The 21,435-nt window shown below is 63.0% G+C and carries 16 protein-coding genes; 3 read left to right on the top strand and 13 right to left on the bottom strand.

The window, feature by feature from the left end; translation table 11 throughout:
* Positions 1-389 precede the first annotated feature (389 nt).
* The 7 genes from AC0YKC_RS28070 to AC0YKC_RS28040 form a co-directional block, all read right to left on the bottom strand.
* On the bottom strand, positions 390-1,370 hold the full coding sequence (locus AC0YKC_RS28070; RefSeq protein ID WP_488513423.1) for a 2-dehydropantoate 2-reductase: 981 nt from the start codon (positions 1,368-1,370) through the stop codon (positions 390-392).
* Between the two features lie 2 nt (positions 1,371-1,372).
* A complete protein-coding gene (locus AC0YKC_RS28065; protein ID WP_488513422.1) occupies positions 1,373-2,905 on the bottom strand; it encodes an acyl--CoA ligase in 1,533 nt (510 codons plus the stop codon).
* A 61-nt stretch (positions 2,906-2,966) separates the two neighbouring features.
* Positions 2,967-4,553, bottom strand: a complete 1,587-nt coding sequence (gene ggt / locus AC0YKC_RS28060; RefSeq protein WP_488513421.1) for a gamma-glutamyltransferase — start codon at positions 4,551-4,553, stop codon at positions 2,967-2,969.
* Between the two features lie 132 nt (positions 4,554-4,685).
* Complete coding sequence (locus AC0YKC_RS28055; RefSeq protein WP_488513420.1) at positions 4,686-5,378, bottom strand: ABC transporter permease; 693 nt, start codon at positions 5,376-5,378, stop codon at positions 4,686-4,688.
* Positions 5,375-6,088, bottom strand: a complete 714-nt coding sequence (locus AC0YKC_RS28050; protein WP_488513419.1) for an ABC transporter permease — start codon at positions 6,086-6,088, stop codon at positions 5,375-5,377. The genes AC0YKC_RS28055 and AC0YKC_RS28050 overlap by 4 nt, the downstream gene beginning before the upstream one ends.
* Before the next feature lie 74 nt (positions 6,089-6,162).
* Positions 6,163-7,014: a transporter substrate-binding domain-containing protein gene (locus AC0YKC_RS28045; protein WP_488513478.1), complete on the bottom strand. Its 852-nt coding sequence runs from the start codon at positions 7,012-7,014 to the stop codon at positions 6,163-6,165.
* 91 nt (positions 7,015-7,105) lie between these two features.
* Positions 7,106-7,747 carry a GntR family transcriptional regulator gene (locus AC0YKC_RS28040; RefSeq protein ID WP_488513418.1) on the bottom strand — a complete coding sequence of 214 codons (642 nt, stop codon included), beginning with the start codon at positions 7,745-7,747 and terminating at the stop codon, positions 7,106-7,108.
* Positions 7,748-8,010: 263 nt separating this feature from the next.
* Here AC0YKC_RS28040 and AC0YKC_RS28035 point away from each other — a divergent pair, with 263 nt between their 5' ends.
* Complete coding sequence (locus tag AC0YKC_RS28035; protein ID WP_488513417.1) at positions 8,011-8,565, top strand: LysR family transcriptional regulator; 555 nt, start codon at positions 8,011-8,013, stop codon at positions 8,563-8,565.
* 65 nt (positions 8,566-8,630) lie between these two features.
* Here the strand turns inward: AC0YKC_RS28035 and AC0YKC_RS28030 are convergent, their stop codons facing one another.
* Positions 8,631-10,622: a CocE/NonD family hydrolase gene (locus AC0YKC_RS28030; RefSeq protein WP_488513416.1), complete on the bottom strand. Its 1,992-nt coding sequence runs from the start codon at positions 10,620-10,622 to the stop codon at positions 8,631-8,633.
* Positions 10,623-10,697: 75 nt separating this feature from the next.
* Positions 10,698-12,260, bottom strand: a complete 1,563-nt coding sequence (locus tag AC0YKC_RS28025) for an ABC transporter substrate-binding protein (protein WP_488513415.1) — start codon at positions 12,258-12,260, stop codon at positions 10,698-10,700.
* Positions 12,261-12,364: 104 nt separating this feature from the next.
* Here AC0YKC_RS28025 and AC0YKC_RS28020 point away from each other — a divergent pair, with 104 nt between their 5' ends.
* The gene (locus AC0YKC_RS28020) at positions 12,365-13,186 is read left to right on the top strand and encodes a helix-turn-helix domain-containing protein (protein WP_488513414.1); all 822 of its coding nucleotides are present in this window, start codon (positions 12,365-12,367) and stop codon (positions 13,184-13,186) included.
* 592 nt (positions 13,187-13,778) lie between these two features.
* On the opposite strand, the gene AC0YKC_RS28015 is transcribed toward AC0YKC_RS28020, so the two are convergent.
* From AC0YKC_RS28015 to AC0YKC_RS28005, 3 genes are all read right to left on the bottom strand, one after another.
* The gene (locus AC0YKC_RS28015) at positions 13,779-14,660 is read right to left on the bottom strand and encodes a class I SAM-dependent methyltransferase (RefSeq protein WP_488513413.1); all 882 of its coding nucleotides are present in this window, start codon (positions 14,658-14,660) and stop codon (positions 13,779-13,781) included.
* Positions 14,661-14,759: 99 nt separating this feature from the next.
* A complete protein-coding gene (locus AC0YKC_RS28010; RefSeq protein WP_488513412.1) occupies positions 14,760-15,200 on the bottom strand; it encodes a nuclear transport factor 2 family protein in 441 nt (146 codons plus the stop codon).
* Positions 15,201-15,241: 41 nt separating this feature from the next.
* The gene (locus tag AC0YKC_RS28005) at positions 15,242-16,300 is read right to left on the bottom strand and encodes a class I SAM-dependent methyltransferase (protein ID WP_488513411.1); all 1,059 of its coding nucleotides are present in this window, start codon (positions 16,298-16,300) and stop codon (positions 15,242-15,244) included.
* 168 nt (positions 16,301-16,468) lie between these two features.
* On the opposite strand from AC0YKC_RS28005, the gene AC0YKC_RS28000 reads away from it, so the two are divergent.
* Positions 16,469-20,329 (top strand): ATP-binding protein, encoded by a 3,861-nt coding sequence (locus AC0YKC_RS28000; RefSeq protein ID WP_488513410.1) that lies wholly within the window; start codon positions 16,469-16,471, stop codon positions 20,327-20,329.
* 652 nt (positions 20,330-20,981) lie between these two features.
* Here AC0YKC_RS28000 and AC0YKC_RS27995 read toward each other — a convergent pair.
* The gene (locus AC0YKC_RS27995) at positions 20,982-21,209 is read right to left on the bottom strand and encodes a hypothetical protein (RefSeq protein WP_488513409.1); all 228 of its coding nucleotides are present in this window, start codon (positions 21,207-21,209) and stop codon (positions 20,982-20,984) included.
* Between the last annotated feature and the right edge of the window lie 226 nt (positions 21,210-21,435).

The raw sequence follows: 21,435 nt of genomic DNA, 5'->3' as shown, positions 1-21,435 counted from the left end.
CTTTGTCTGAGGAAAGTCACTGCTGTCGATACTGAAAGCCTTCACGAGGCGACTTGCCGCGCCCTGAGGGACCGCATCTTCCGCCGATGAAAGGCGGTTCACTCAAGGTATGCGCCGTTCCGCAGAGCTCCGCGCCGCTGATGACCGAGGGTCGGCTTGTTCCTCAAAGTTGGCGTTGTCCGGTGCGGCCAGCCTGTGCGCCGGCAGATGCGACGTGATTCTCCGATCGGGTCGAATGGTAACCGGCTGTTGAGGTCGAACCGTGGCAGGGGAGACGCCGTAAGCATTGGCCCCCCGCAGCCTGGGCGATGTCCTGTCGTCGTTCTGGAGCGTTGAATTCGTCTCTGGCTTGGCCATTCGGTTGTTATGCAGGGACAGTGCGTCCCGTCTCAGCCATAACACCCGCGCTCCACCGCCAGCCGCTTTACAAGCGCCGAGACCGCATCGATCGCCGGGGTCGGCCGATCCGTCAGCCGGCCGAGTTCCTGTACGGCGCTGACCAGCGCGTCGATCTCCATTGGGCGGCCGCGTTCCAGGTCCTGCAGCATCGAGGTCTTGTGCTCGCCGATATCGCCGGCGCCCTTGATGCGGCGGTCCACCCCGATCGGAAAACGCACGCCGAGGCTTTCGCCGATCGCCTGCGCTTCCAGCATCATGGCGCGGGCGAGCGCCCGGGTGCCGTCGTCGGCGACGATCGCCGCCAGCGTCGAGCCGGTCAGCGCCGAGATCGGGTTGAAGGACAGGTTGCCCCACAGCTTCACCCAGATTTCATTGCGTATATCCTCGCGCACCGGCGCCTGCAGGCCGGCCTTGACCAGCTCCTCGGCCAGAGCCGTCAACCGTTCGCTCTTCTCGCCCGAGGGTTCGCCGAGCGAGAAGCGCTTGCCTTCGACATGGCGGATGAGGCCCGGCGCGTCGACCTCGACGGCGGGATAGACGACCGAGCCGATGACACGCTGTGGCCCGATCCGTTGCCAGATCGCACCGCCCGGATCTACCGCGTTCAGCCTGGTGCCTTCGAGCGGCCCGCCCACGCCATGGAAATACCACCACGGCACGCCGTTCTGCATGGTGACGACCGCGGTGCCGTCCCCCAGCAGCGGCGCGATCTGGTCGAGGGCCGGGGTGAGGGAATGGGCCTTCAGCGCCAGAACGACGCAATCCTGCACGCCGAGCTCCTCGGCCTTGGCGGCGGCTCTCACCGGTGCCACCGATTCCTGGCCGTCCTCGATCAGGCGCAGGCCGTTTGCCTGGATCGCTTCGAGATGCGCGCCGCGCGCGACGATCGACAGGTCGGTGCGGCCGGCGATCGCCAGCTTGGCGGCGAGATAGCCGCCGATCGCGCCGGCGCCGAAAATGGTGATCTTCATCGTCAAAGCCCGAGTTTGGCGGCTAGCCCGATGCGCTGCAGCTTGCCCGTCGCACCCTTGGGTATTTCTTCGAGGATCAGCACCTTGCGTGGCACCTTGAAGTCGGCGAGCCGCGTCGCTGCGTAAGTGCGGATATCGTTCTCATTGGCGTTCATGCCTTCGCGCAGCACCACCGCTGCCGCCACCTCTTCGCCGAGCTTGTCATGCGGCATGGCGAAGGTGACCACCTGCGCCACCGCCGGATGGTCCATCAGCACGTCATCGACCTCGAGCGGCGAGATCTTTTCGCCGCCACGGTTGATGATCTCCTTGAGCCGGCCGGTGACGCGGAGATAGCCATCCTCGTCGAGCACGCCCTGGTCGCCGGTGTGGAACCAGCCGTGCGCGAAGGCCGTGGCGTTGGCATCGGGGTTCTTCTCGTAGCCTGCCGTGACATTGGGTCCGCGAATGACGATCTCGCCGGTCTCGCCGGCTTTGAGCAGCCGTCCGTCCGGCGCCATCACAGCCACCTCCGGTCCGGCGCCGGCGCCGACGCTGCCCGGCTTGCGCAGGCCCGGCGGCAGCCGGTTCGACGCCATCTGGTGGGCGGCCTCGGTCATCCCGTAGGATTCGATCACCGGACAGCCGAAGGTTGCTTCCAGTTCGCCCATCACCTGCGCCGGCAGCGAGGCCGAGGACGAGCGGATGAAGCGCAGGCGCGCCGCCGCCAGCGCTTCCGCATTGCGGGCCGCGCGAGGCAGGATCGCCTGGTGCATGGTCGGCACCGCCGTGTACCAGCTCGGCCTGGCGTCGCTCAGCCACTGGAAGAAGCGCAGCGCGTTGAAGCCCGGCGTGCAGTAGATGCTGCCGCCCGCTGCCAGCGACGACAGCACGGCGGCGATCAGGCCATGGATGTGGAACAGCGGCATGATGTTGAGGCAGCGGTCATCGGCGGTCAGGCCGAGCGTGGCGCCAATATGGCGGGCGGAGGCTGCGATGTTGGCATGGCTGAGCGGCACCAGCTTGGGGCGCGACGTGGTGCCGGATGTGTGCAGCAAAAGCGCGATGTCATCGTCCTGCGCCATGTCGGCCGCCGCCTGCGGCCCCACCGCCGGCCCTTCGATGACGAAGCTGCCGGCCGGGGCTCCCGCCGGCACGATCAGCCGCAGCACAGCGATGCCGAGGCGCTCGGCCACCGTCACCGCCGGGCCGCTCTCGTCGGCGGAGACGAGGATCGCCTTGGCGCCGATATCGGTGAGATAGAAATCGAACTCGTCGGCCCGATAGGCCGGGTTGAGCGGCGCGGTCGAGGCGCTCGCCGCCACAGCGACGAAGGCTGTCGCCATCTCCGGCCCGTTCGGCAGCACGATCGCCACCCGGTCGCCCCGGCCGATGCCGCGCGCATGCAGCGCCGCCGCCGTGGCGCCGATAAGCCCGCGCAGTCCGCCGTGGGTGAGGGTGGGCCGGTCAGGCGCCAGGATCGCCGGCGCGTCATCGGCTCCGGCGGCGAGCGGGCGTGAAAGCCCTTGCGAATTTGCGTTGCTGGTCATGGTCATCGACTGTCGTTCCAATCCGTCAAAATCCAGCCGCGACACACAGATGTGATGCCGCCTGCCATCAATATCCCAACGCCATACCGTCCTTGCGCGGGTCCGAGGCGCCTGTCAGCGTGCCCTTTTCCCAGTCGATCAGTACCGCCTGGCCGCCGCCGAGCGGCTGATGCGGCTCGACGATGCGATGGCCGCGCTCGCGGAGGCCCTTGATCGCCTCATCGGGAACGTTGCGCTCAGCCTCCACAGTGTCATCATTGTGGAACACACGCGGCGCATCCAGTGCCTGCTGCGGGTCCATGCCGAAGTCGATCATGTTGGTTAGAAGATGAACATGCCCGAAAGGCTGGTAGCCACCGCCCATGACGCCGAACGGCATCACCACGCGGCCGTTCTTCGTCGCCATGCCGGGCATGATCGTGTGCATCGGCCGCTTGCCGGGCGCAATCGCGTTCGGGTGCGCAGCGTCGAGGCGGAAGCTCGCGCCACGGTTCTGCAGCACGATTCCGGTCTTCGGCCCGACGACGCCGCTGCCGAAGGAATAATAGGTCGAGTTGATGAAGGAGACGGCGTTGCGGTCGCGGTCGACGATCGAGATGTAGACCGTGTCGCTGCCCGGCAGGTCCAGTTTCGGCAGATGCGTCATGGCGCGGTCGCGGTCGATCTCGGCGCGCAGCCGGTCGGCATAGCTGCCGGACAGAAGTTGTTTTATCGGCACCGGACCATGGTCCTGGTCACCGACATAGCGGTCGCGGTCCTGGTAGGCGAGCCGCCCCGCCTCGATCTCCAGATGCAGCCGTTCAGCCCCGTTGGGGTCGAGCCCGCCGAGCTTGAAGCCCGATAGCACATTCAGCATCAGCAGCGCCGTCAGCCCCTGATTGTTCGGCGGCATCTGGTGGATGTCGTAGCCCCCGTAAGAGGTGCTGACCGGCGCCACATAGTCGCCCTTGGTCGCCCCGAAATCCTCGTGTGAATGCAGCCCGCCCAGTTCCTTGAGCCGGCGCACCATGTCGTCGGCGACCGCGCCTTCGTAGAAACCGGCGCGGCCTTGTTTGGCTATGATGCGCAAAGTGGCGGCGAGCTCCGGCTGGCGGTGGACGTCGCCGGCCCTCGGCGGCTTGCCGCCGGGCAGGAAGATGCGCGCGGCATGTTCGTCCGCGGTAAGGTCGATCTCAGGGTCGGCCCAGTCGAAGGCGACGCGGTCGTGCACGACATAGCCGTTCTCGGCATAATGAATGGCAGGCGCCAGCACCTCGGCAAGGTCCTTGCTGCCGTGGTCCTCAAGCAGCCGGCACCAGGCATCGATGGCGCCCGGCACGGTCACCGCATGCGGCCCCTGTTTGGGAAGCTCGTTGAAGCCCCTGTTCAGATACCAGTCGACGGTCGCGGCCGCCGGCGCGCGGCCGGAGCCGTTGAAGGCCAGCACGTCGCCCTCTCCCGCCGGACAGTAGAGCACGAAACAGTCGCCGCCTATGCCGGTCGATTGCGGCTCAACCACGCCTTGCACGGCGGCGGCGCAGACCGCCGCGTCCATGGCATTGCCGCCGGTGCGCAGCATCTCGATCGCCGCGAGCGTCGACAGGGGGTGCGATGTCGCTGCGACCGCTTGCGTGGCACGGACCGGCGAGCGCCCTGGAAACTGGAAATCACGCATTCTGTTTTTGTATCCCTTGGTGTAATGGATGCGACGTGGCCACTATCGCGTAACGCAGCACGGCAACGGATCGTTTCGGCCTGTCGGCGCAGCCCATGTCGCCAATTATCCTGATGATGCTCCGGTCATGTTTCATGCGCGGACCCGATAGGGCGTCAGCCGGGTTTCCAGCGCGTTCAGCGCCGAGATGATTGCGAAATTAAGGGCGAGATAGATCGCGCCGGCAGCCGCGAACACCTCGACGGCGCGATAGGTCTGGGAAATGAGCCCTTGCGCGATCCCGGTGATCTCCATCAGCGTAATGATCGACGCAAGCGACGTGCCCTTGACCATCAGGATGATCTCGTTGCTGTAATTCGGGATCGCATTGCGAAGGGCCAGAGGCAGCACAATCAGGCGCAGCGTGAGCAGCTTCGACATGCCGGATGCTGTAGCGGCCTCGGTCAGGCCGCGCGGCACAGCCTTAATCGCGCCGCGCAGGATTTCGCTTCCATAGGCAGCTTCATTGAGACTGAGAGCGACGATGGCGCACCAGTAGGGCTCGCGAAACAACCACCAGAGGCCGACTGCCTGAAGCGTGGGACGGAACTGGCCGAGGCCGTAATAGATGAGGAAGATCTGTACCAGCAGAGGGGTTCCGCGAAAGACTGCAACGAAGGCGCGGATGGGCCATATCACGATCCGGCGATTTCCCTGTTGGGCAAGCGCCAGCAGCAAAGCCAAGACGAAACCGACGGCCATCGAGGCTGCTGTAAGCTGCAGGGTCAATGGCAGGCCGGCAAGCAGGACGGGAAGGATTTTGAGGAAGAAGGCGAAGTCGATCACGCGTGAACCATGCCTCTCCAGGCCCGCGCCTCACTAAAACGGAAGACGGAAGCGGTCACGACGGCGATGACGAAGTAGAGCGCGGCGGCGGCAATATAGAAGATGAAAGGTTCTCGCGTCGAACCCGCTCCGATCTGCGCCTGGCGCATCAGTTCGACGAGGCCGATGACGGAGATCAGCGCCGAGTCCTTCAGCACCAGCTGCCAGACATTGCCGAGGCCCGGCAGCGCGTGGCGCATCAGTTGCGGCGCGATGACAAGGCGCAACGATTGATATCGAGACAGGCCGAGCGCCTTGCAAGCCTCGAACTGGCCGCGATCCACGGCCTGGTAGGCGCCGCGATAGACTTCTCCCTGATAAGCGCCCGATATGATGCCGATCGCCAGGACACCGGTTGCAAACGTCGGCAGCCCGACGAAGCCGTCGCTGCCAAAAAACGTGCCGATCTGCGTCAGGGCGATGCTGCCGCCATAGTAGAGGAGGTAGATCGTCAGCAAGTCTGGCACACCGCGAAATACGGTGCCGTAGACATGGGCGAGCCAGGCCGGGACGCGGCGGGACGAGAGGCGACCGGCCGCAGCCGTGGCGCCGAAGGCGGCGCCGAGGATAAAGCCGAGAACGGACAGTGCAAGCGTAACACTGGATGCGGCGAGCAGAGCGGCTCCCCAGCCGCCCTGTTGAAAACCCAAAAGATGAAGGAGATTGGTCATGTCAGTCCTAGCCTTTCAGCGCGCTGCCCGACGCAAACGGCTCGCGCCGCTCCGCCGGGCAGGTCCGCCCGCGCCTACTTCATCGGCGTCACATCGGTTTTCACCCATTTCTCCGAGATACGCTTGATGGTGCCGTCGGCTATAGCCCCGTCGATTGCCGCATTCAGCATCTCCTTGAGCTTGGTGTCTTCCTTGCGCAGCCCCGCACCGGTTCCACGGCCGAAAAGGCCGCCCACAAAGCCTGGTCCGGCTAGGGTGTAATCGGCAAATTCAGGTTTTGAGAGTGTCGCGGCGAGCGCCGTCCGCTGCGCAAAAAGAGCGTCGACGCGGCCGGCGGCGAGGTCGAGATCATGTTGCTCGGTGGTCTTGTACTCGCGGATTTCCACCGTGTCGCCAAAGTATTTCTTGACGAAATCGAGCATCATCGTGGCCGCCTGTACGCCGACCACCTTGCCTTTCAGCAGCGGCTTCAATTTCTCGATCTCGGCCTTGGAAGCAGCCTCGTCGTCCAGATTGAACTTCTCCGCGGAAATACCGAGCTTGCCAAGCTCGCTGTCCTTGGCAACGGCGAATCCACCCGGATCGACCGCATAAGGCTGGGTGAAATCTATGGTTTCGAGGCGTTTCGGCGTGATGAACATGCCGGCCATGATCACATCGAACTTGCCGACCTTCAGCGAAGGAATAAGTCCGTCCCAGTCCTGAGCGATGATGGTGCATTTGACCTTCATCCGCTCGCAAAGATTGTTGGCCAGTTCGATCTCCAGTCCGTCGAGCTTGCCGTCTGCGTTGGTGAAGTTCCACGGCGCGTAGGCGCCCTCCGTGGCGATGGTTATGGCCTTGGGCGCGTCCTCGGCCAATGCGGTGTGCATGAAGCCGAACATGCTGAGTGCGGCCGCAACGGCGGCAAAACGATTGAATTTCATTTGGTTCCCCTTTTTTTGATAGGCTGATTCAACTCTTCCCGCGCCCGGCCGCATTGCCGGTTCGAGGCCACTTCTGCCCGGCCGGCTTTCGTCACCGGCTGGGACTCACGAACCCGGCCAGCAGCGGCGCCGTGCCGAGAACATGTTCCTGCATCACCTGTTCCGCGTGATGTGCGTCGCCCGAGCGCAAGGCAGCGATTACGGCGGCATGCTCCTCGCGCGCGGAAAGCGGTTTGTCACAATCGTCGAACCAGATGCGCATGTAAGGCTCGATGACCACATGCAGCGCCGATATCTGGTGGATCAGCTTAGGCCTCTGGCTCAACGCACAGATGCGGCCATGGAATTCCTGGTGGCGGACGACCCAGTCGCCGCCTCCGCTCTGGCCCGCACGCTCCATGCGTTCGAGCAGGCGGTCGAGTTCCTCGAACTCCTCCTCATCGATCCGGGACATCGCCAGCCTGACAGCTAGCCCCTCCAGAACCGAGCGAATCTCGAAAATCTCGAAAAGCTCATCGACAGTGAGGCCCGCGACCACGCATCCCCGATTAGGACGGAGGACCACCAGCCCGTCGGATGCCAGGCGCCGAAAGGCTTCCCGCACCGGCATGCGGCTCATGCCGATCTCGGCAGCAATTTCTTCAGGGACTAGCCGTTCACCCGGTTTGTAACGACCGAGGCGAAGCGCCCGCTGAAGATGGCTGTATGCCTCTTCCTCTGCAGTGGCGGACATGCGTGGCTCAATGGAGAAGGCTGCTGTCACTTGGCACCCCGGAAAGTATTTTTGTATCCACGTATCATCAAATCCGGATTTGGTTTCAGCGTCAATACCCTGGTGGCGGCGAGTGAGGAAAGAAGGCAGGCACGGGCACCCGTTTGTTACCCAGCAGGGTAATCACAACGTCGGCCGCCTCCCGGGGACATGACCGTTTGCACGCTGCATCACCCGCGTCTGCCCCGAATTGCCAACCAGTACGTTTGGCGCAATCTGCTTTCATGAAGATATCGGGGTCCGATCTCCATCTGTTTCGCGTTTTTGAAAGCGTGGTCCGCAACGGCGGCATGTCTGCAGCTCAGATGGAACTGTCGCTTAGCCACCCTACGATCTCCAACCATCTGACGGCGCTTGAACAGCGGCTCGGCGTGAAGTTGTGCGAACGGGGGCGTCGCGGGTTTTCACTGACGGAGGAAGGGCGGCGGGTTTACGAAATCATCACGGAAATCACCGGGATGCTGGACGCCGGTTCGGCCCGGCTTTCGCGTGTCAGAAGCGCTTTGGCGAGAAAGGTCGGCGTCGGCATTGTCGACTGCCTGGCGACCGACCCAAATTTCCGACTGGCCGACGCAATTGCCGAGCTTTCAAAAGCTGCGCCGGAAATCGAGATGGATCTCAAGATTATGCGCCCCAACGAAGGCCGTGGCGGAAAACGAAATAGACATTGGGATAGGTGGCTTCGACATCAAAGTTGCAAGCGTGCAATACCAGGTCCTCTACCACGAAGAGCACGCGGTATTTTGTGCTTCGACGCATCCCTTGTTTTGCCGAAATGACGAGACGATGACGCGTACGGAATGCTACGGCCATTTGTCGGCAGGCAGTGGCCCCTGTGCGCACCCTATATACAGTCACGCAGGATGCGAGCGCTACGCTCGCGTTCGAACACCTTGCTCCCGTCCTCCAGTGCTTCAACCCGCTCCGTAACCACCCATTCGGTCGCCGTGCAGGAGAGGTGCGTGGTACAGTGGCTCTGCGTTCGCCAGCCTTCCCGCTCGGCACAGCACGTCCAGCGGATCTCTGCCGTCAGCGACAGCGGGTTATCGGGCGCTATCGACCATATCTCCTGCCGGATGTCGCGCGTGCACAGGCCGTTGCCCGGATGGCGGCTAAGACCTGTGTCCTCGTGCACGAGGTAGCGCGTCACGCCATTTTGCAGATCGCGTTCAACAGAGCGGTCCGATGATCCGTCTGTCAGGACTTCGTAACGGGGCAGGGGATCGGGATCGGCTGGCTGCGGGATTTCGACCCTGCGATGCTCGCCAAGCAGCGGCAGTTCCAATCGCAGCGTGGCAAGGTCCATCGTCAGCATTGCGTCGCAGGGCGGCGGCAGGATCGTTGGCCAATAGGCGCTCGACAAGGACAGGCGCAGACTATGGCCGGGCGCAAAACGGTAGCCACACACATCGAGCACCAACTCGATCTCGACTGTCTCGCCCGGCTTCAGGGGCTGTGGTTCGGCATTGCCGTTGCGATGCGAAAGGTTGAGTACGCCGTAGCTGACGCGCGTCGCCGCACCGTCCGGATGGACGTCGACGAGCCTGACGGCAAGGTTGGCAAAATCGGCATCGCTGGAAAGCGACAGCTTTGCGAGCGGCTGGCCAAACACGACGTATTCCTCAGCAAGGACGGCGCTGTCGAAGGTGATCGACCCGGCATCATCGACCCGCTGGTCGCCGGCCATTTCCGAATCCGGCCTGTGCGGGAAGAATTCTCCGGCAGCGGTGCCGGTATCCTGAGGAGAGTGCAGGAGGACTTTCCCTTCAGCATGCGATGAAGCGCTCCGGGCGAGCCTGCCCGAAGCGTCCAGCATGAGGGCGAGTGTCTCGGGAACGTCCCATCTGTCCATGGCGACCCAATAGCCCGGGTCGGTTTCGCGCCGGCGATCGGGTCGCGGCCCGTCCAGTATGTAAGCACGCAGCCTCGGCGTATGCTCCACCTTGTTGTCTTCCGCGCACAGCCAATGCCGCCACCATGAAATCGCCTCGGCATGAAAATCGACGCGGGGCTTCGGATAGGCGAAATGCGGATATTTGTGCACCCATGGACCGATCAGGCCCCAGGCCATTTCCGGCATCCCGGCGACGGCCTTCAAGGGCGTGTTGCGGTAGCCGTCGGCCCATCCGGCAATCACCAGTGCGGGAACAGAAAAACCGTCAAAGTCCTCGCAGATCGAACCGTGGCGCCAGAAGTCGTCCCGGCGCTGGTGGGACAGCCACTCCTCCATGAAGAACGGCTCGCCCTCCAGGCGCTCGAGCCACATGTCGCGCCAGCGTTCTCCGACGAGATCGGGATCGGGGGACCGCGACTGGAAGGCAGCCATCGTCGCCGCCCATGACAATTGCGCCGACAGATGCGCGCCATTCTTGTAGTGGATGTCGTCATTGTAGCGATCGACGGTAGACGACAGGGAAATCAAGGCCTTGAGGGCTGGTGGCTTGAGGGCCGCGACCTGAAGCGCGTTGAACCCGCCCCAGGAAATTCCCATCATGCCGACATTGCCGTTCGACCAGTCCTGCGTGGCGATCCATTCGATGACCTCGATCGCATCGGCAAGCTCGCGCGCGGTATATTCGCCATCGATCACGCCGTCGGATTCTCCGCAACCGCGAATGTCGACACGCACGCCCGCGATGCCGGCCGCCGCGAAGACCGGATAGGTGGACTCGTCACGCGCGGCGGTGCCGTTGCGTTTGCGATAAGGCAGGAATTCGAGCACCGCCGGCACCCCGCCAGGAACGGTTTCGGGCATCCAGATGCGCGCGGCGAGCCGGGTGCCGTCCTTCAGGACGATCCACTCATTTTCAATGACACGGAAATTCCTGTTCGTCATGCGATCAACCACCAAAGCTCCACGCGGCGGCAAGCACGTTATCCTGCCGCCGGAAAGGCACCATCATTTTCCGGTTCAAGCCTCCAGCCAGACCCGGCTGGCGATGCGGCCATTGGAAAAGTCGTTGCCAATATCGGGAACAAAACCCTTGAGATGGCTCGTGCAGGCGTTGATGAAGTCGTTGAACACCGGCAGTATCAAGCCGCCCTCATCTCGCACCATCAGCGCCATGTCACGGTAGAGTACGCGCCGCTTGGTCTCGTCCAGTTCACCGCGTGCTTGCATCACCATCTTGTCGAAGTCGGGCCGCTTGAAGCGGGTGTCGTTCCACTGCGCGTTGGAAACGTAGGACGTGGAATAGCGCGCGTCCTGCGTCGGACGGCCACCCCAAAAGGAGGTGCAGAACGGCTTGACGTTCCAGACTTCCGACCAGTAGCCGTCACTCGGCTCGCGCTGGACATTGATCTTGATGCCGGCCTTTTCCGCGCTCAAGTGGAAAAGCTGGGCCGCATCGACCGCTCCTGGAAACGCCGCCTCGGAAGTGCGCAGCAGGATTGGATCCTGATGGCCCGACTTCCTAAAATGGAATGCAGCCTTGTCGGGATCGTATTTGCGCTGTTCTATATCGGTAGGCGCGAGCGCATAGTTGGCGTTGACCGGATAGTCATTGCCGATTGACCCGAACCCGCCAAGAACCCGCTTGAGGATGGCCTCACGGTCCACCGCGTATTTGAGCGCCAGGCGCAGGTCGTTGTTGTCGAAGGGCGCTGTGTCGCAATGCATCAGGAAGGAATAGAACCCCTTGCCGGAAGTGCGCAGGATCTCGACACCCGGAACCTGCTTCAGCAACGGCACGACCTTGGGTTCGACGGTGCTGATGAAATCGACCTGACCGGAGCGCAACGCGCTGGCTCGGGCGGTCAGGTCATTCAACACCGTAATAAGGACGCTGTCGACGTAGCCGCGGTCCTGGCGCCAGTCGTCGGTATTTTTTTCGAAAGAGGCGCGAATGCCCGGCTCGAACGCAACCAGCTTGTAGGGGCCGGTGCCGATCGCTGCCGCCGGTTTTTCCACGCCACCGGCTGGCTGGATCTGAAGATGATAATCCGTAAATATCAGCGGCAAGTCAGCGTCGGCCTCCTTCAGCGTCACCACCATGTCGCCCGCCCGTTCCTCGATGCGGTCTATCCCCGACAGCAGGCCGAGAGCGCCCGATTGCGATTTCTTCCCGGCGTGGCGGCGCAAGGTCTCGACTGCATCGGCGACGGTAAACGCCTTGCCATCGTGGAAACGAACGTCCTTGCGTATCTTGAAGGTCCACTCCTTGGCGTCGGCCGACGGAGACCAGGATTCGGCCAGCGAGGGAACCGCCGCGCCCGTCTTGGGGTCGGATTCGACCAGCGTATCGCCCCAGCAATGCGCGATCACGAAATTGACGCTGGCGGACGCCAGAGCCGGGTCGAGCGTATCGGCGGAGGCGCCGCCATCGAGCCCCAGCCGCAACTTTCCGCCGCGCACGGGCGTTTGCGCCGCGGCCGGAGATGCCAGCGAGCCTGCGGCCGCGACGAGGCCCAGGGCCATCCCCGCTTGAAGAAGATCACGGCGTGAGAGACTCGACAATCTGCTGGAAGCGCTCATTGGGTTCCCCTTTGGAGTGAAGCCTTTTGGCCGATACTAGGCGGAGCCCGGGGCAACGCAATTTCGTCGCTTGAAGCGTTTTTAAGCGAGTTTATACTGTCTCCATGAGCAAGCCATGGGCCAATTTCGGCAGCAACCTGAAACTCGCCTGCAGCACGCACAGATCGGTATCCGATTTGTGCCGCACCATCGGTATCAACCGGCAGCAGTTCAACCGCTACCTCAATGCGGGAACCCTTCCTTCCGCCCATAATCTCCTGACGATCGCGGCAGCCTTTGGCCTCGAACCGGCCGATTTCGATCTTCCTCCGGGCGTTTTCCGCAGCAAATTGGGCGAGCGGCGCCGACAAGCCGACCTTGCGGGCCCCCTGGCGGACGCCTTTCCGGGCGACCTGCATGCACTCGAGCCGTATCTCGGATTCTACCAGGCATGGCACACGTCGCTGTCCTGGCCTGGTCGGATCGTCTGCGCCTGCGCTCACTTGCGCGAGAGTGGCGGACAAATTCTGGTTTCAACGCTTGAGCGCATCGAAGATACCGAAAACGGCATCGTGCAGCGCTCACGCTATACGGGGCTCGCGGCGTATCGGCACGAGCGCATCTTTTTGACGGAAATGACACGCGGCGAGGCACCGACCTTTGGACAAACGATCCTCATGCCGTTCGAGACGTACCAGCGGCGCTACCTGCGGGGCGTCACGATGGGCATATCGTGGCGAAACAACAATTTGCCCTACGCCACCCGCACCGTCTGGCACTTTCTGGGGAAACGAGTCGACAAGAGAAGACTCATATCGCGTTGCGGCATCTATGAGCTCAATTCCGCAACGGTACCCACCGCCGTGTTGTCTTTTCTAACCGAGGCCCGGCCGATCTCCGCCGTGCCTGCCGAGGCACCAAGACCAGATCGCCGGGCGCATCCTTGAGCCGCGACAGGGGATAGCCTTCCAATCACTCTTCGTCTTGGTCAAGATCATACGAAGGATATGGGTTGGCTAACCATCCGCTAAACCATTGATTTTCTTTTGCAATCTCACACCCTCAGCGGCTAATATAACCGTTATTTGTCAATGGGTTACGAAGCGGTTCGCCCAAGTTGATTCAAGAAGCTGATCCAGCCACTCTACGACAGCATCTATTCCTAGGAACGGCGGCGCAGACAAACCTCGTCTGTCCGGGCGGTTGCGTAACCTCTCATCGCCTCCCGCTCCAAGCGACAGCACGCCTTGTGTGATCCGACCGTTCAGGCCGCCTGCTGCGCTGATCCGTTCCTTCAGTTCCAACCAAAACTAACCCCTAGCGATTTTCCTTGCGATCTCAGAGTCGCCTGAGGCGTTATTGGGGTGTCGAAGATTTCGAACCGCCAAGCGTTACCGTGTTCCCCACATTTGGAAACGCCAGGTTTTCCGCGACGCGAACGGCTGCTTTACGCCGCAAACCAGCCATAGGAGTCAGCTTTGCGATTTGCTGAGACGGGCAAAGGCGACCTTTAGCGACAGAATACCTGGCACTTTTGCGCTAGCGCCTCGCTGAGACCTTCCATGAACTGGAGTTCATCATAACGCCTTCGGGCGTCAGATACTGCTCGAGTTCGGCTTTGAGCTTTTCGGTTATGCTCGCACGCTTGTGGGTCGCTCCGTCTCCTGCCTCCCGGTAGACCTCGCCGGCTGGTCCGAGTGCAAGTTGAAATTCGACAGCCTCTTCGAGGTCACGGCCAACATGCACCTCGGCGTCGATACGCTCGAAGGAAACTTCGCTATAGCCGGAGCCTTCAAGCAGTCGCCTGACGACGTGCTGGTCAGCCATCGAGAATGGGCCGGGACCGCAGGTCCGGGCATTTTCGCTTGGCCGCGGCAGGAAGCGAAGGACGACATCCCTCGGGATCGACAGCCACGGATTCTCGGTAAGGTCGCGCCAGACGATCATCGTCATCACGCCACCGGGCCGCAGGGCAGCGCGCATATTGCAAAGGCCGGCGACCGGATCCTCGAAGAACTGCGTGCCGAAGCGCGAGAAGCAGAAATCGTGGATTGGTTCGAACGGATAGGTCTCGACGTCCGCTTCGAGAAAGACGGCGTTGCGGATCCCCGCGCGCGCCGCATCGTTGCGGGCATGGTCGAGAAAGGCGCTGCAGCAATCGAGTCCGGTGACCGAGCCCGAAGGCCTAACAATCCTGGCAAGCTCGAGCGTCGTGTCACCGAAACCACAGCCGGCATCGATCACCTTATCGCCGGGGCCGACCTCAAGCATAGGGAAGACCTGCGCGCTGTGCTGCGCCAGGCCGTCGACGACGATGTGCTTCCAGCGGATGAATTTCGGGACCAGTACCTCATTCCAGAAATCCGTATAGCGTGTACCGACAAATGGCGGCGTTTGAAGGACCGGTGCCGGGCTGCTCATTGTGTTCCTCCTTGTTGCCACGAGCCGGCTTTGGCGCCGGCTCGCCCGAATTGGCCGATGAAGAGGCGAGGCGGCCGGGAGTCGGCCCGCCCGGCGGGATCAGTTCTTGGCCGGCTTCGGTTCGGCGACGAAGGCGAGCGTCAGATAGGCGATGTGGCCGTCGCGCACCACGAAGGTGTCGGCGCCGAAGGGATAGCGTCCCGATGGCGTGTCGCCCTGCCAAAGGAAATAGGCGACCGAGCCATTTGCCGTGAACTGACCGGGCGTGAAGGTCGCGCCCGGCGCCGAGAAGCTCTTCACGAAAGTCGACAGCAGCCCACGCAGGTTTTGCGTTCCGCTGATCGGCGCCTGAGCGGGGAGGATCACCACTGCATCGTCCGAAAACGTCTTCAGCATCGCTTCGACGTCGCGCGCGTTCCAGGCCTTCAGATACTGCCGGACTGGCGCTTCACTGGGGGCCTGATCCGCCATCGCGACGACTGGAACACTCGCCATTGTGGCGAGCACTGCGGCGGCAAGCACTTGCTTCGATTTGGTCATCGGTCTTCTCCTTGCGTTGTGGATTTGCTTCGCAAACTGCCTCAGGGCCGCGCCTCGAGGATCATGTTGAAAGGTGTCTCGGTAGCGCGGCAGAAGCGGGGGAAGCCGGCGGCCTTCGCCACCTCGCGCAGCCTGGCTTCGCCCGCCTGGGCGCCGAGCGCGAGGCCGACTTCCTGATCGAGCGATGTTGGGGTGCAGACCATGGTCGAGCCCGCGTAGTAGATACGGCCGACCGGATTCAGATTGTCCTCCAGGCGATCGCCGGCCAAGGGCTCGATGATCATCAGGGTGCCGTCTGGCGCGATTGTCTTGCGCACATGCTTCAAGGCACCCACCGGATCCCCCATGTCGTGCAGGCAATCGAAGAAGCAGACGAGGTCGTAGTTCGTGCCTGTGAAGGACTTGGCGCTCTCGACTTCGAACGTCGCGCGATCGGTGGCCCCGGCAGCGCCGGCCGCCTTGCGCGCGGCCTCGATCGATCCGGGATGGGCGTCGAAGCCGAAGAAGCGCGAGTTGGGGAAGGCTTTCGCCATCAGCAGTGTCGACACACCATGCCCGCAACCGACATCGGCAACAATGGCGCCGCGCTCGAGCTTCTCGACGACGCCGTCCAGCGCCGGCAGCCATTCCTGCACCAAGTGATGCAGATAGGAGGTTCGGAAGAAGCGCGCGGTGCCGCAGAAGAGGCAAGGATGGCGCTTGTTCCAGCCAACGCCACGGCCGGTGCGGAAGGCATCCTCGATCTTGTCGCCATCAAGGATTGTGGCGGCGACGATGTCGCCGAGCGCGGCCATGAAGACCGGGCTGTCGTCGTCGGCGAAGACCGTCGCCTGCTCCGGCGCCATCGAGAACTTGGCCGACGCAGCGTCGTAGGTGACGTAGCCGGACGCTGCCTGGGCGGCCAGCCACTCGCGGACGTAGCGTTCGGCGGTTCCCGTCCGTCCAGCGAGCTCCGACGGGCTCATCGGACCGCAGGCGGCGAGCGCTTTGTAAAGGCCGAGCTTGTCGCCCAGCTGCACCAGCGATGCATTCATCGCGGCGCCGATGTCGTCGAGCATTTTGCCGAGGAAGGCGTTGAGTTTGTCCTGATCGAGCTGCATTGCATCCTCCGTCGGGTTAGCCGACGATCCGCCGGTCCGTTGGGAGGATGGTTTAGAGGGGCGCCGTCAAAGAAAGTCGTGGCGAGCGTCAAAGCTTCGTCAAAAACGAGCCGCCATCTTTTGTCCGTCCATCCGCACCTCTATTCTGCAATGGCAGGGCGAGACGCGATGGCGAAGATCCGCATCAGCACCTTCGGTGGCCTTCAGGTCTTCTCGCGGGAAGGCCGACAGATCGCAATTGCCTCGCGAAAGGCGCAGGCGCTGCTGACTTATCTCGCCATGGCCGAAGGCCGCCCACAGTCGCGTGACAAGCTGGCCGCTTTGCTGTGGGAGGACCGCGGTGAGGTCCAGGCGCGCGCCAGCCTGCGCCAGGAGCTTCTCGTGCTGCGCAAGGTCCTCGGGTTGAACGACCAGGAACTGACGGGAGCTTCGGTGGAGGGGGTCGTCCTTGCCGCCGATTGCATCGACGTCGACGCGCTCCGCTTCGAGCAGCTCATGGCGGCGCGAGCGCCGCAAGCGCACGAGGAGGCGGTGGCGCTCTACCAAGGGGCATTCATGGATGCCTTCAATCCGAAGGCGCCGGCCTTCGAAAACTGGCTCGCGGCCACGCGGCAGCATCTGAATGAGATGGCGGTCAAAGCGCTGACGGCACTGTTGAGCGACAATCTGGCCTCCGGCTCCTCGGCAAGGGCGCTGGAACTGGCGCTGCGTCTTCTGCCGCTCGATCCGTTGCAGGAAAATGTCCATCGGGCACTGATGCAACTTTATGTCCGGCAGGGCCGGATCGGGGCGGCGCTGCGGCAGTTCCATGTCTGCCGCGAAATCCTTCAGCGCGAACTTGGCGTGCGGCCCGAAGCGGAGACGGAGCAGCTTTACCAGGAGATCCAGCAGCGCCGGCGGGAGCAGGGGCGGTCCGGCGCTGCCGGTCTTGGAGAAAGAGCTCGGCCTCCGAGCACAGAGCCGCTGACCCTCGGCGCGGACACGGTGGCGATCGAGCCTGCCGAGCCGGCATCGGAGCTGCGTCAGCTCGTCGTCATGTTTGTCGAAATGGGCGACCCGTCGGTTCTCGCGGATGACGACGATCCGGAGCGCGAGCGGGACATTTCCGGCCGCTTCGCGGACATCGTGCGGGGCGCCGTCGTGGACCACGGAGGCATGGTCGATAGGCAGCTGGGGGGAACCACCATTGCCGCCTTCGGCCTGCCTGTCGCCCACGGCAACGATCCGGAACGCGCATTGCGGGCCGGCCTTGAGATACTGAGGGCGCTCCGGGTGGCGCAAGAGCGTATCCCGTCTGCCCGGATCGGGTTGGCGAGCGGCCGTATCCTGGTCACAAGGTTCGAGCAGCGCGGCGCGGAGACGGTCACCATAACCGGCGGCGCCATGCATCTCGCGGGCGTCCTTGCAGGAGCGGCGGACGCCGACGATTTGCTGCTGTCTGACGCGGTGCATCGGTCGGTCGCGCAGCTTGTCGAGCGCGCCGAGCCCCGCACCATTGTCGCTCGGGCCTCTGAAAAGCCGATCGAAGCCTGGCGGCCCACAGGCCTCTCGTCCGAGGGGATCACCAGAACCACTTTCGTCGGCCGACAGGCCGAACTGGCCCAGCTTGCCGGCACCCTCAAGACGTGCCTCGATACCGGGCGGGGACTTGTCGTGCATGTCCGCGGCGAAGCCGGCATCGGCAAGACCCGGCTGGTCGAGGAGTTTCAGCGGCTTGCCGCCGAGCAGGGGTTTGAATGCCACACCGGCCTCGTCCTCGACTTCGGCGCCGGCGGCAAACGCAATGCGATCCGCGCGCTCGTCCAAGGTTTCGTCGAGGATCCTCGGATCGCCGTCGACAGCGGTCTTGTCGATGCCGCCCTGGAGGTCCACCTTCGCCGATTGTTGCAGCTTTCCCTGCCCGCAGACCAGCGGGCGGCCTATGATGCGATTGACAATGCCGAGCGCGCCAAGGGTCTGAAGCAGACGCTGCTGCAGTTTGTCACGCGTGCAGCCGCTCGCCGGCCTCTCGTCATGATCGTCGAGGATATCCAATGGGCGGACGACGAGACACTAGCGCAGGTCGATGCGCTTGCGGCAGCGGCGATGGAGAGTCCGGTTCTCGTCGTAACCACGGCGCGCAGCGAAGAGGAACCTGCCGACCGCCGGCACATCCGCGCCGGCGGGGGGCCAAGGCTCACGCTCGATCTGGGGCCCCTCTATCGTCAGGAGGCTTTGACTCTTGCCGGCCGGTTCCTTGCTCCGACCGATGTCTTTGCCATCAGTTGCGTCGAGCGGGCGGGTGGCAATCCCCTCTTTCTCGAACAGCTACTTCGCGGCGGCGACCTCGGACAGGACCGTTTGCCCGACACCATTCACAGTGTCGTACTTGCCCGGCTGGATATGCTGCCACCCGGCGACCGGCATACGCTGCGCATCGCCGCGGTGCTCGGCCAGCTCTTTGCGCCCGACGCCCTGGGTTTTTTGCTGGGAAATAGCGGACAGGACTATGGGTCGTTGATCCGGCGCGGCTTTCTAAAGCCCGTCGGCAACGACCTTCTGTTCGCGCATGCGCTGATGCGCGACGGCGCCTATCTGTCCCTACCGCGCGCGGAGCGCCACGCGCTGCATCGCCGCGCGGCGCAATGGTTTATCGAGCGCGATCCGATCCTGCGCGCCGAGCATCTCGAACGAGCCGAGGACAAGTCCGCACCCCAGGCGTTCCTTGAAGCTGCCGGTAGCGAAAATCGTGCCTATCGCTATGACAAGGCATTGGAATTGGTTGAGCGCGGTCTGTCACTGACCGACCAAGGCGAAACCCGCTCCGCGCTTTTGTGCTATCGCGGCGACATTTTGCTGAGCCTCGGCCGCACCGGTGAGGCCGGCGCCGCATACGGCGAGGCGCTGGCTACTGCAAACGATGAGGGCGAGCGCTGCAGGGCGCTGCTCGGCGCGGCGGCGGTCAAGCGCATTGCCGACGATGTCGACGGCGCGCTCGCGGATGTGCAGGCCGTCGAAGGCATTGCTGAACGCACCGGGCTGGGCGAGGAAACCGCCCGCGCGCACTTCCTCCATGGCAACCTGCTGTTTCCGCGAGGCGACATCGATGGCTGCCTGAAGCAGCACAGGCGCAGCCTTGAGCTCGCGCAGCAGGCAGGGCTGCCGGAGGTCGAGGCTGCATCGATGGGCGGTATCGGCGATGCCCTTTATATGCGCGGCCAGATGCTCAGCGCGCATCGCCAATATCGCTCATGCGTCGAAATTGCCGAACGCAACGGCTTCGGCCGCATTGCGGTCGCCAATCGCTCGATGGTCGTGGCGACCAGCCTCTATATCGGCGACATCCACGGCCTGCTTGGCGAGGCACTGGCGGCGATCGCAGCGTCGCGGAAGATCGTTCATCAGCGCGCCGAGCTGATCGCGCATATGAACGCTTACATTGCCTGGTCGTCATTGATGGAGTTCGATAAGGCGCTGGCAAGTGCCGAAGCGTCCCTCGGTCTCGCCCGCGAGATCCAGGCCCCGCGTTTCGAGGCGGAAGCTTTGGCCTTTCGCGGTGATGTGCACCGGCTCGCTGGAAGAAACAGCCAGGCCATTGCCGACCTGGACAAGGCGCTGCTCATGAGCCGCCACACCGGGATGGCGTATTTGGGCCCTTGGTATCTCGGCCTCATGGCCGTGGCCACTGACGATCCCAAAGCGCGGCGCGCCGCCCTTGAGGAAGGTGAAGCAATCCTCGCGTCGAATGCCGTGAGCCATAATCATCTTCAGTTCCGGCGCTACGCGATCGACGCCTGTCTGGCTGGCCGGGACTGGGCCGGCGCCGACCGTCATGCGGAGCGCCTCGACGCGTTCACGAAGGCAGAGCCCTTGCCCTGGGCAAGCTTCTTCAGCGCGCGCGGCCGCGCGCTCGCGGCCTATGGCGCAGGCGGGCTACCTCCTTCCCTGCACGAGGAGCTTCGACGTTTGTCGGATGAAGCAAGGCGCCTCGGCCTGATTGAAGCAGGCCTAGCGATACAAGGCGCGCTCTCGGCCCGCACATCGATCTAGCCGCGTACGACCGGCGAGCTTGAACGGAACCGCTTGTTAACCGATGAATGTCCACCTCGGCCAGGCTGGGGCCAAAGCCGACTTTCCGCTTCCGGCCCCAACCCAGCCGCGATCGACAAGGGGTCATCGATCATTTGTGGATGAAGAGGCACGTGCATGGAGAGAGTAGTCCTCCTCCTGGTCCTTAGGTTCGCCAGACCATACGAGATCATACGAAGGATATGGATTGGCTAACCATCCCGTAAGCCATTGATTTTCCTTCTGAGTCTCACGCCCTCGGCGACCAATATGATCGTTACTTTTCAATAGGTTACGAGCCAGTTCGCCGAAATCGATTCAAGAAGCCGATCCAGTCTCTTGCCCGTCCCATTTGTCTTTTGCGGAATGGCAGGTTTGCGCCTCAAGCCAGACGTTTGAGTAGCCGTTGGCTTCACTACACAGCATACCTAGCCCAGCATTTGAGAAGCGGCGGATTGTAATCGGATTGATGTAGGCAGGCGCCTATGGCCTATTCCATATGCCGTTATTTTCTAGCCGCTCACCGCGCCTCCACATGCCTGCGAACCGGGAATGTGAGACCGAAGTTCGGTTCGGAAGTTTGCCCTGACATAGGCACGGCAGCGAGCTTTTTGCTGTAGATAGATAACGGCGATCAGGGAACCTCCGCATCGAACTCCACGGCAAAACCCGCGTCGATTGCGGTTCGCGCTATGTAATCGCCGAGTTCCCAATCCGTCAGTTCGCAAAGCGGGAACCTCTCTCTAACGGCGCGGATGACCTCCGTTATCGAAACGCTCGGATTTTCAACATTATCAAGCAGGTAACGGACAATCGTTTGGCGAACGTCCGATGAAGTAGGCGTCGGGGCGACGTCTGCCATTGCACGGCCTATGAATGAAGCCGTGTTTCAGAGCGATCGGCAGTCATTGCGTCGAAAGCGACAGGAACGCTGTGGAGGATGCATGCCGCAGCCAGGATCTCTTCCAATTCGCGGTCAGGGGTTTACACGCCGGAAGCTGTGTTCGAATGGCATGTATTGCTGTGCGATGGAAAGGAAACGGGCCTTCCCTCTGGAACAGACATGGGCCTCGGGTGCGCTTTCAACC

The sequence above is a fragment of the Mesorhizobium sp. CNPSo 4661 genome, from assembly GCF_057784215.1.
Note: the sequence above shows the minus strand (reverse complement) of the source record. Positions and strands in the feature narration are given on the sequence as shown.

Excerpts from the sequence above, each read along its gene's own strand:
- AC0YKC_RS28030 (WP_488513416.1), bottom strand. The coding sequence starts at position 10,622 with ATGACGAACAGGAATTTCCGTGTCATTGAAAATGAGTGGATCGTCCTG.
- AC0YKC_RS28005 (WP_488513411.1), bottom strand. The coding sequence starts at position 16,300 with ATGCAGCTCGATCAGGACAAACTCAACGCCTTCCTCGGCAAAATGCTC.
- AC0YKC_RS28070 (WP_488513423.1), bottom strand. The coding sequence starts at position 1,370 with ATGAAGATCACCATTTTCGGCGCCGGCGCGATCGGCGGCTATCTCGCC.
- AC0YKC_RS28015 (WP_488513413.1), bottom strand. The coding sequence starts at position 14,660 with ATGAGCAGCCCGGCACCGGTCCTTCAAACGCCGCCATTTGTCGGTACA.
- AC0YKC_RS28000 (WP_488513410.1), top strand. The coding sequence starts at position 16,469 with ATGGCGAAGATCCGCATCAGCACCTTCGGTGGCCTTCAGGTCTTCTCG.
- ggt (WP_488513421.1), bottom strand. The coding sequence starts at position 4,553 with ATGCGTGATTTCCAGTTTCCAGGGCGCTCGCCGGTCCGTGCCACGCAA.
- AC0YKC_RS28040 (WP_488513418.1), bottom strand. The coding sequence starts at position 7,747 with ATGTCCGCCACTGCAGAGGAAGAGGCATACAGCCATCTTCAGCGGGCG.
- AC0YKC_RS28025 (WP_488513415.1), bottom strand. The coding sequence starts at position 12,260 with ATGAGCGCTTCCAGCAGATTGTCGAGTCTCTCACGCCGTGATCTTCTT.
- AC0YKC_RS28035 (WP_488513417.1), top strand. The coding sequence starts at position 8,011 with ATGAAGATATCGGGGTCCGATCTCCATCTGTTTCGCGTTTTTGAAAGC.
- AC0YKC_RS27995 (WP_488513409.1), bottom strand. The coding sequence starts at position 21,209 with ATGGCAGACGTCGCCCCGACGCCTACTTCATCGGACGTTCGCCAAACG.
- AC0YKC_RS28010 (WP_488513412.1), bottom strand. The coding sequence starts at position 15,200 with ATGACCAAATCGAAGCAAGTGCTTGCCGCCGCAGTGCTCGCCACAATG.
- AC0YKC_RS28045 (WP_488513478.1), bottom strand. The coding sequence starts at position 7,014 with ATGAAATTCAATCGTTTTGCCGCCGTTGCGGCCGCACTCAGCATGTTC.
- AC0YKC_RS28050 (WP_488513419.1), bottom strand. The coding sequence starts at position 6,088 with ATGACCAATCTCCTTCATCTTTTGGGTTTTCAACAGGGCGGCTGGGGA.
- AC0YKC_RS28020 (WP_488513414.1), top strand. The coding sequence starts at position 12,365 with ATGAGCAAGCCATGGGCCAATTTCGGCAGCAACCTGAAACTCGCCTGC.
- AC0YKC_RS28065 (WP_488513422.1), bottom strand. The coding sequence starts at position 2,905 with ATGACCATGACCAGCAACGCAAATTCGCAAGGGCTTTCACGCCCGCTC.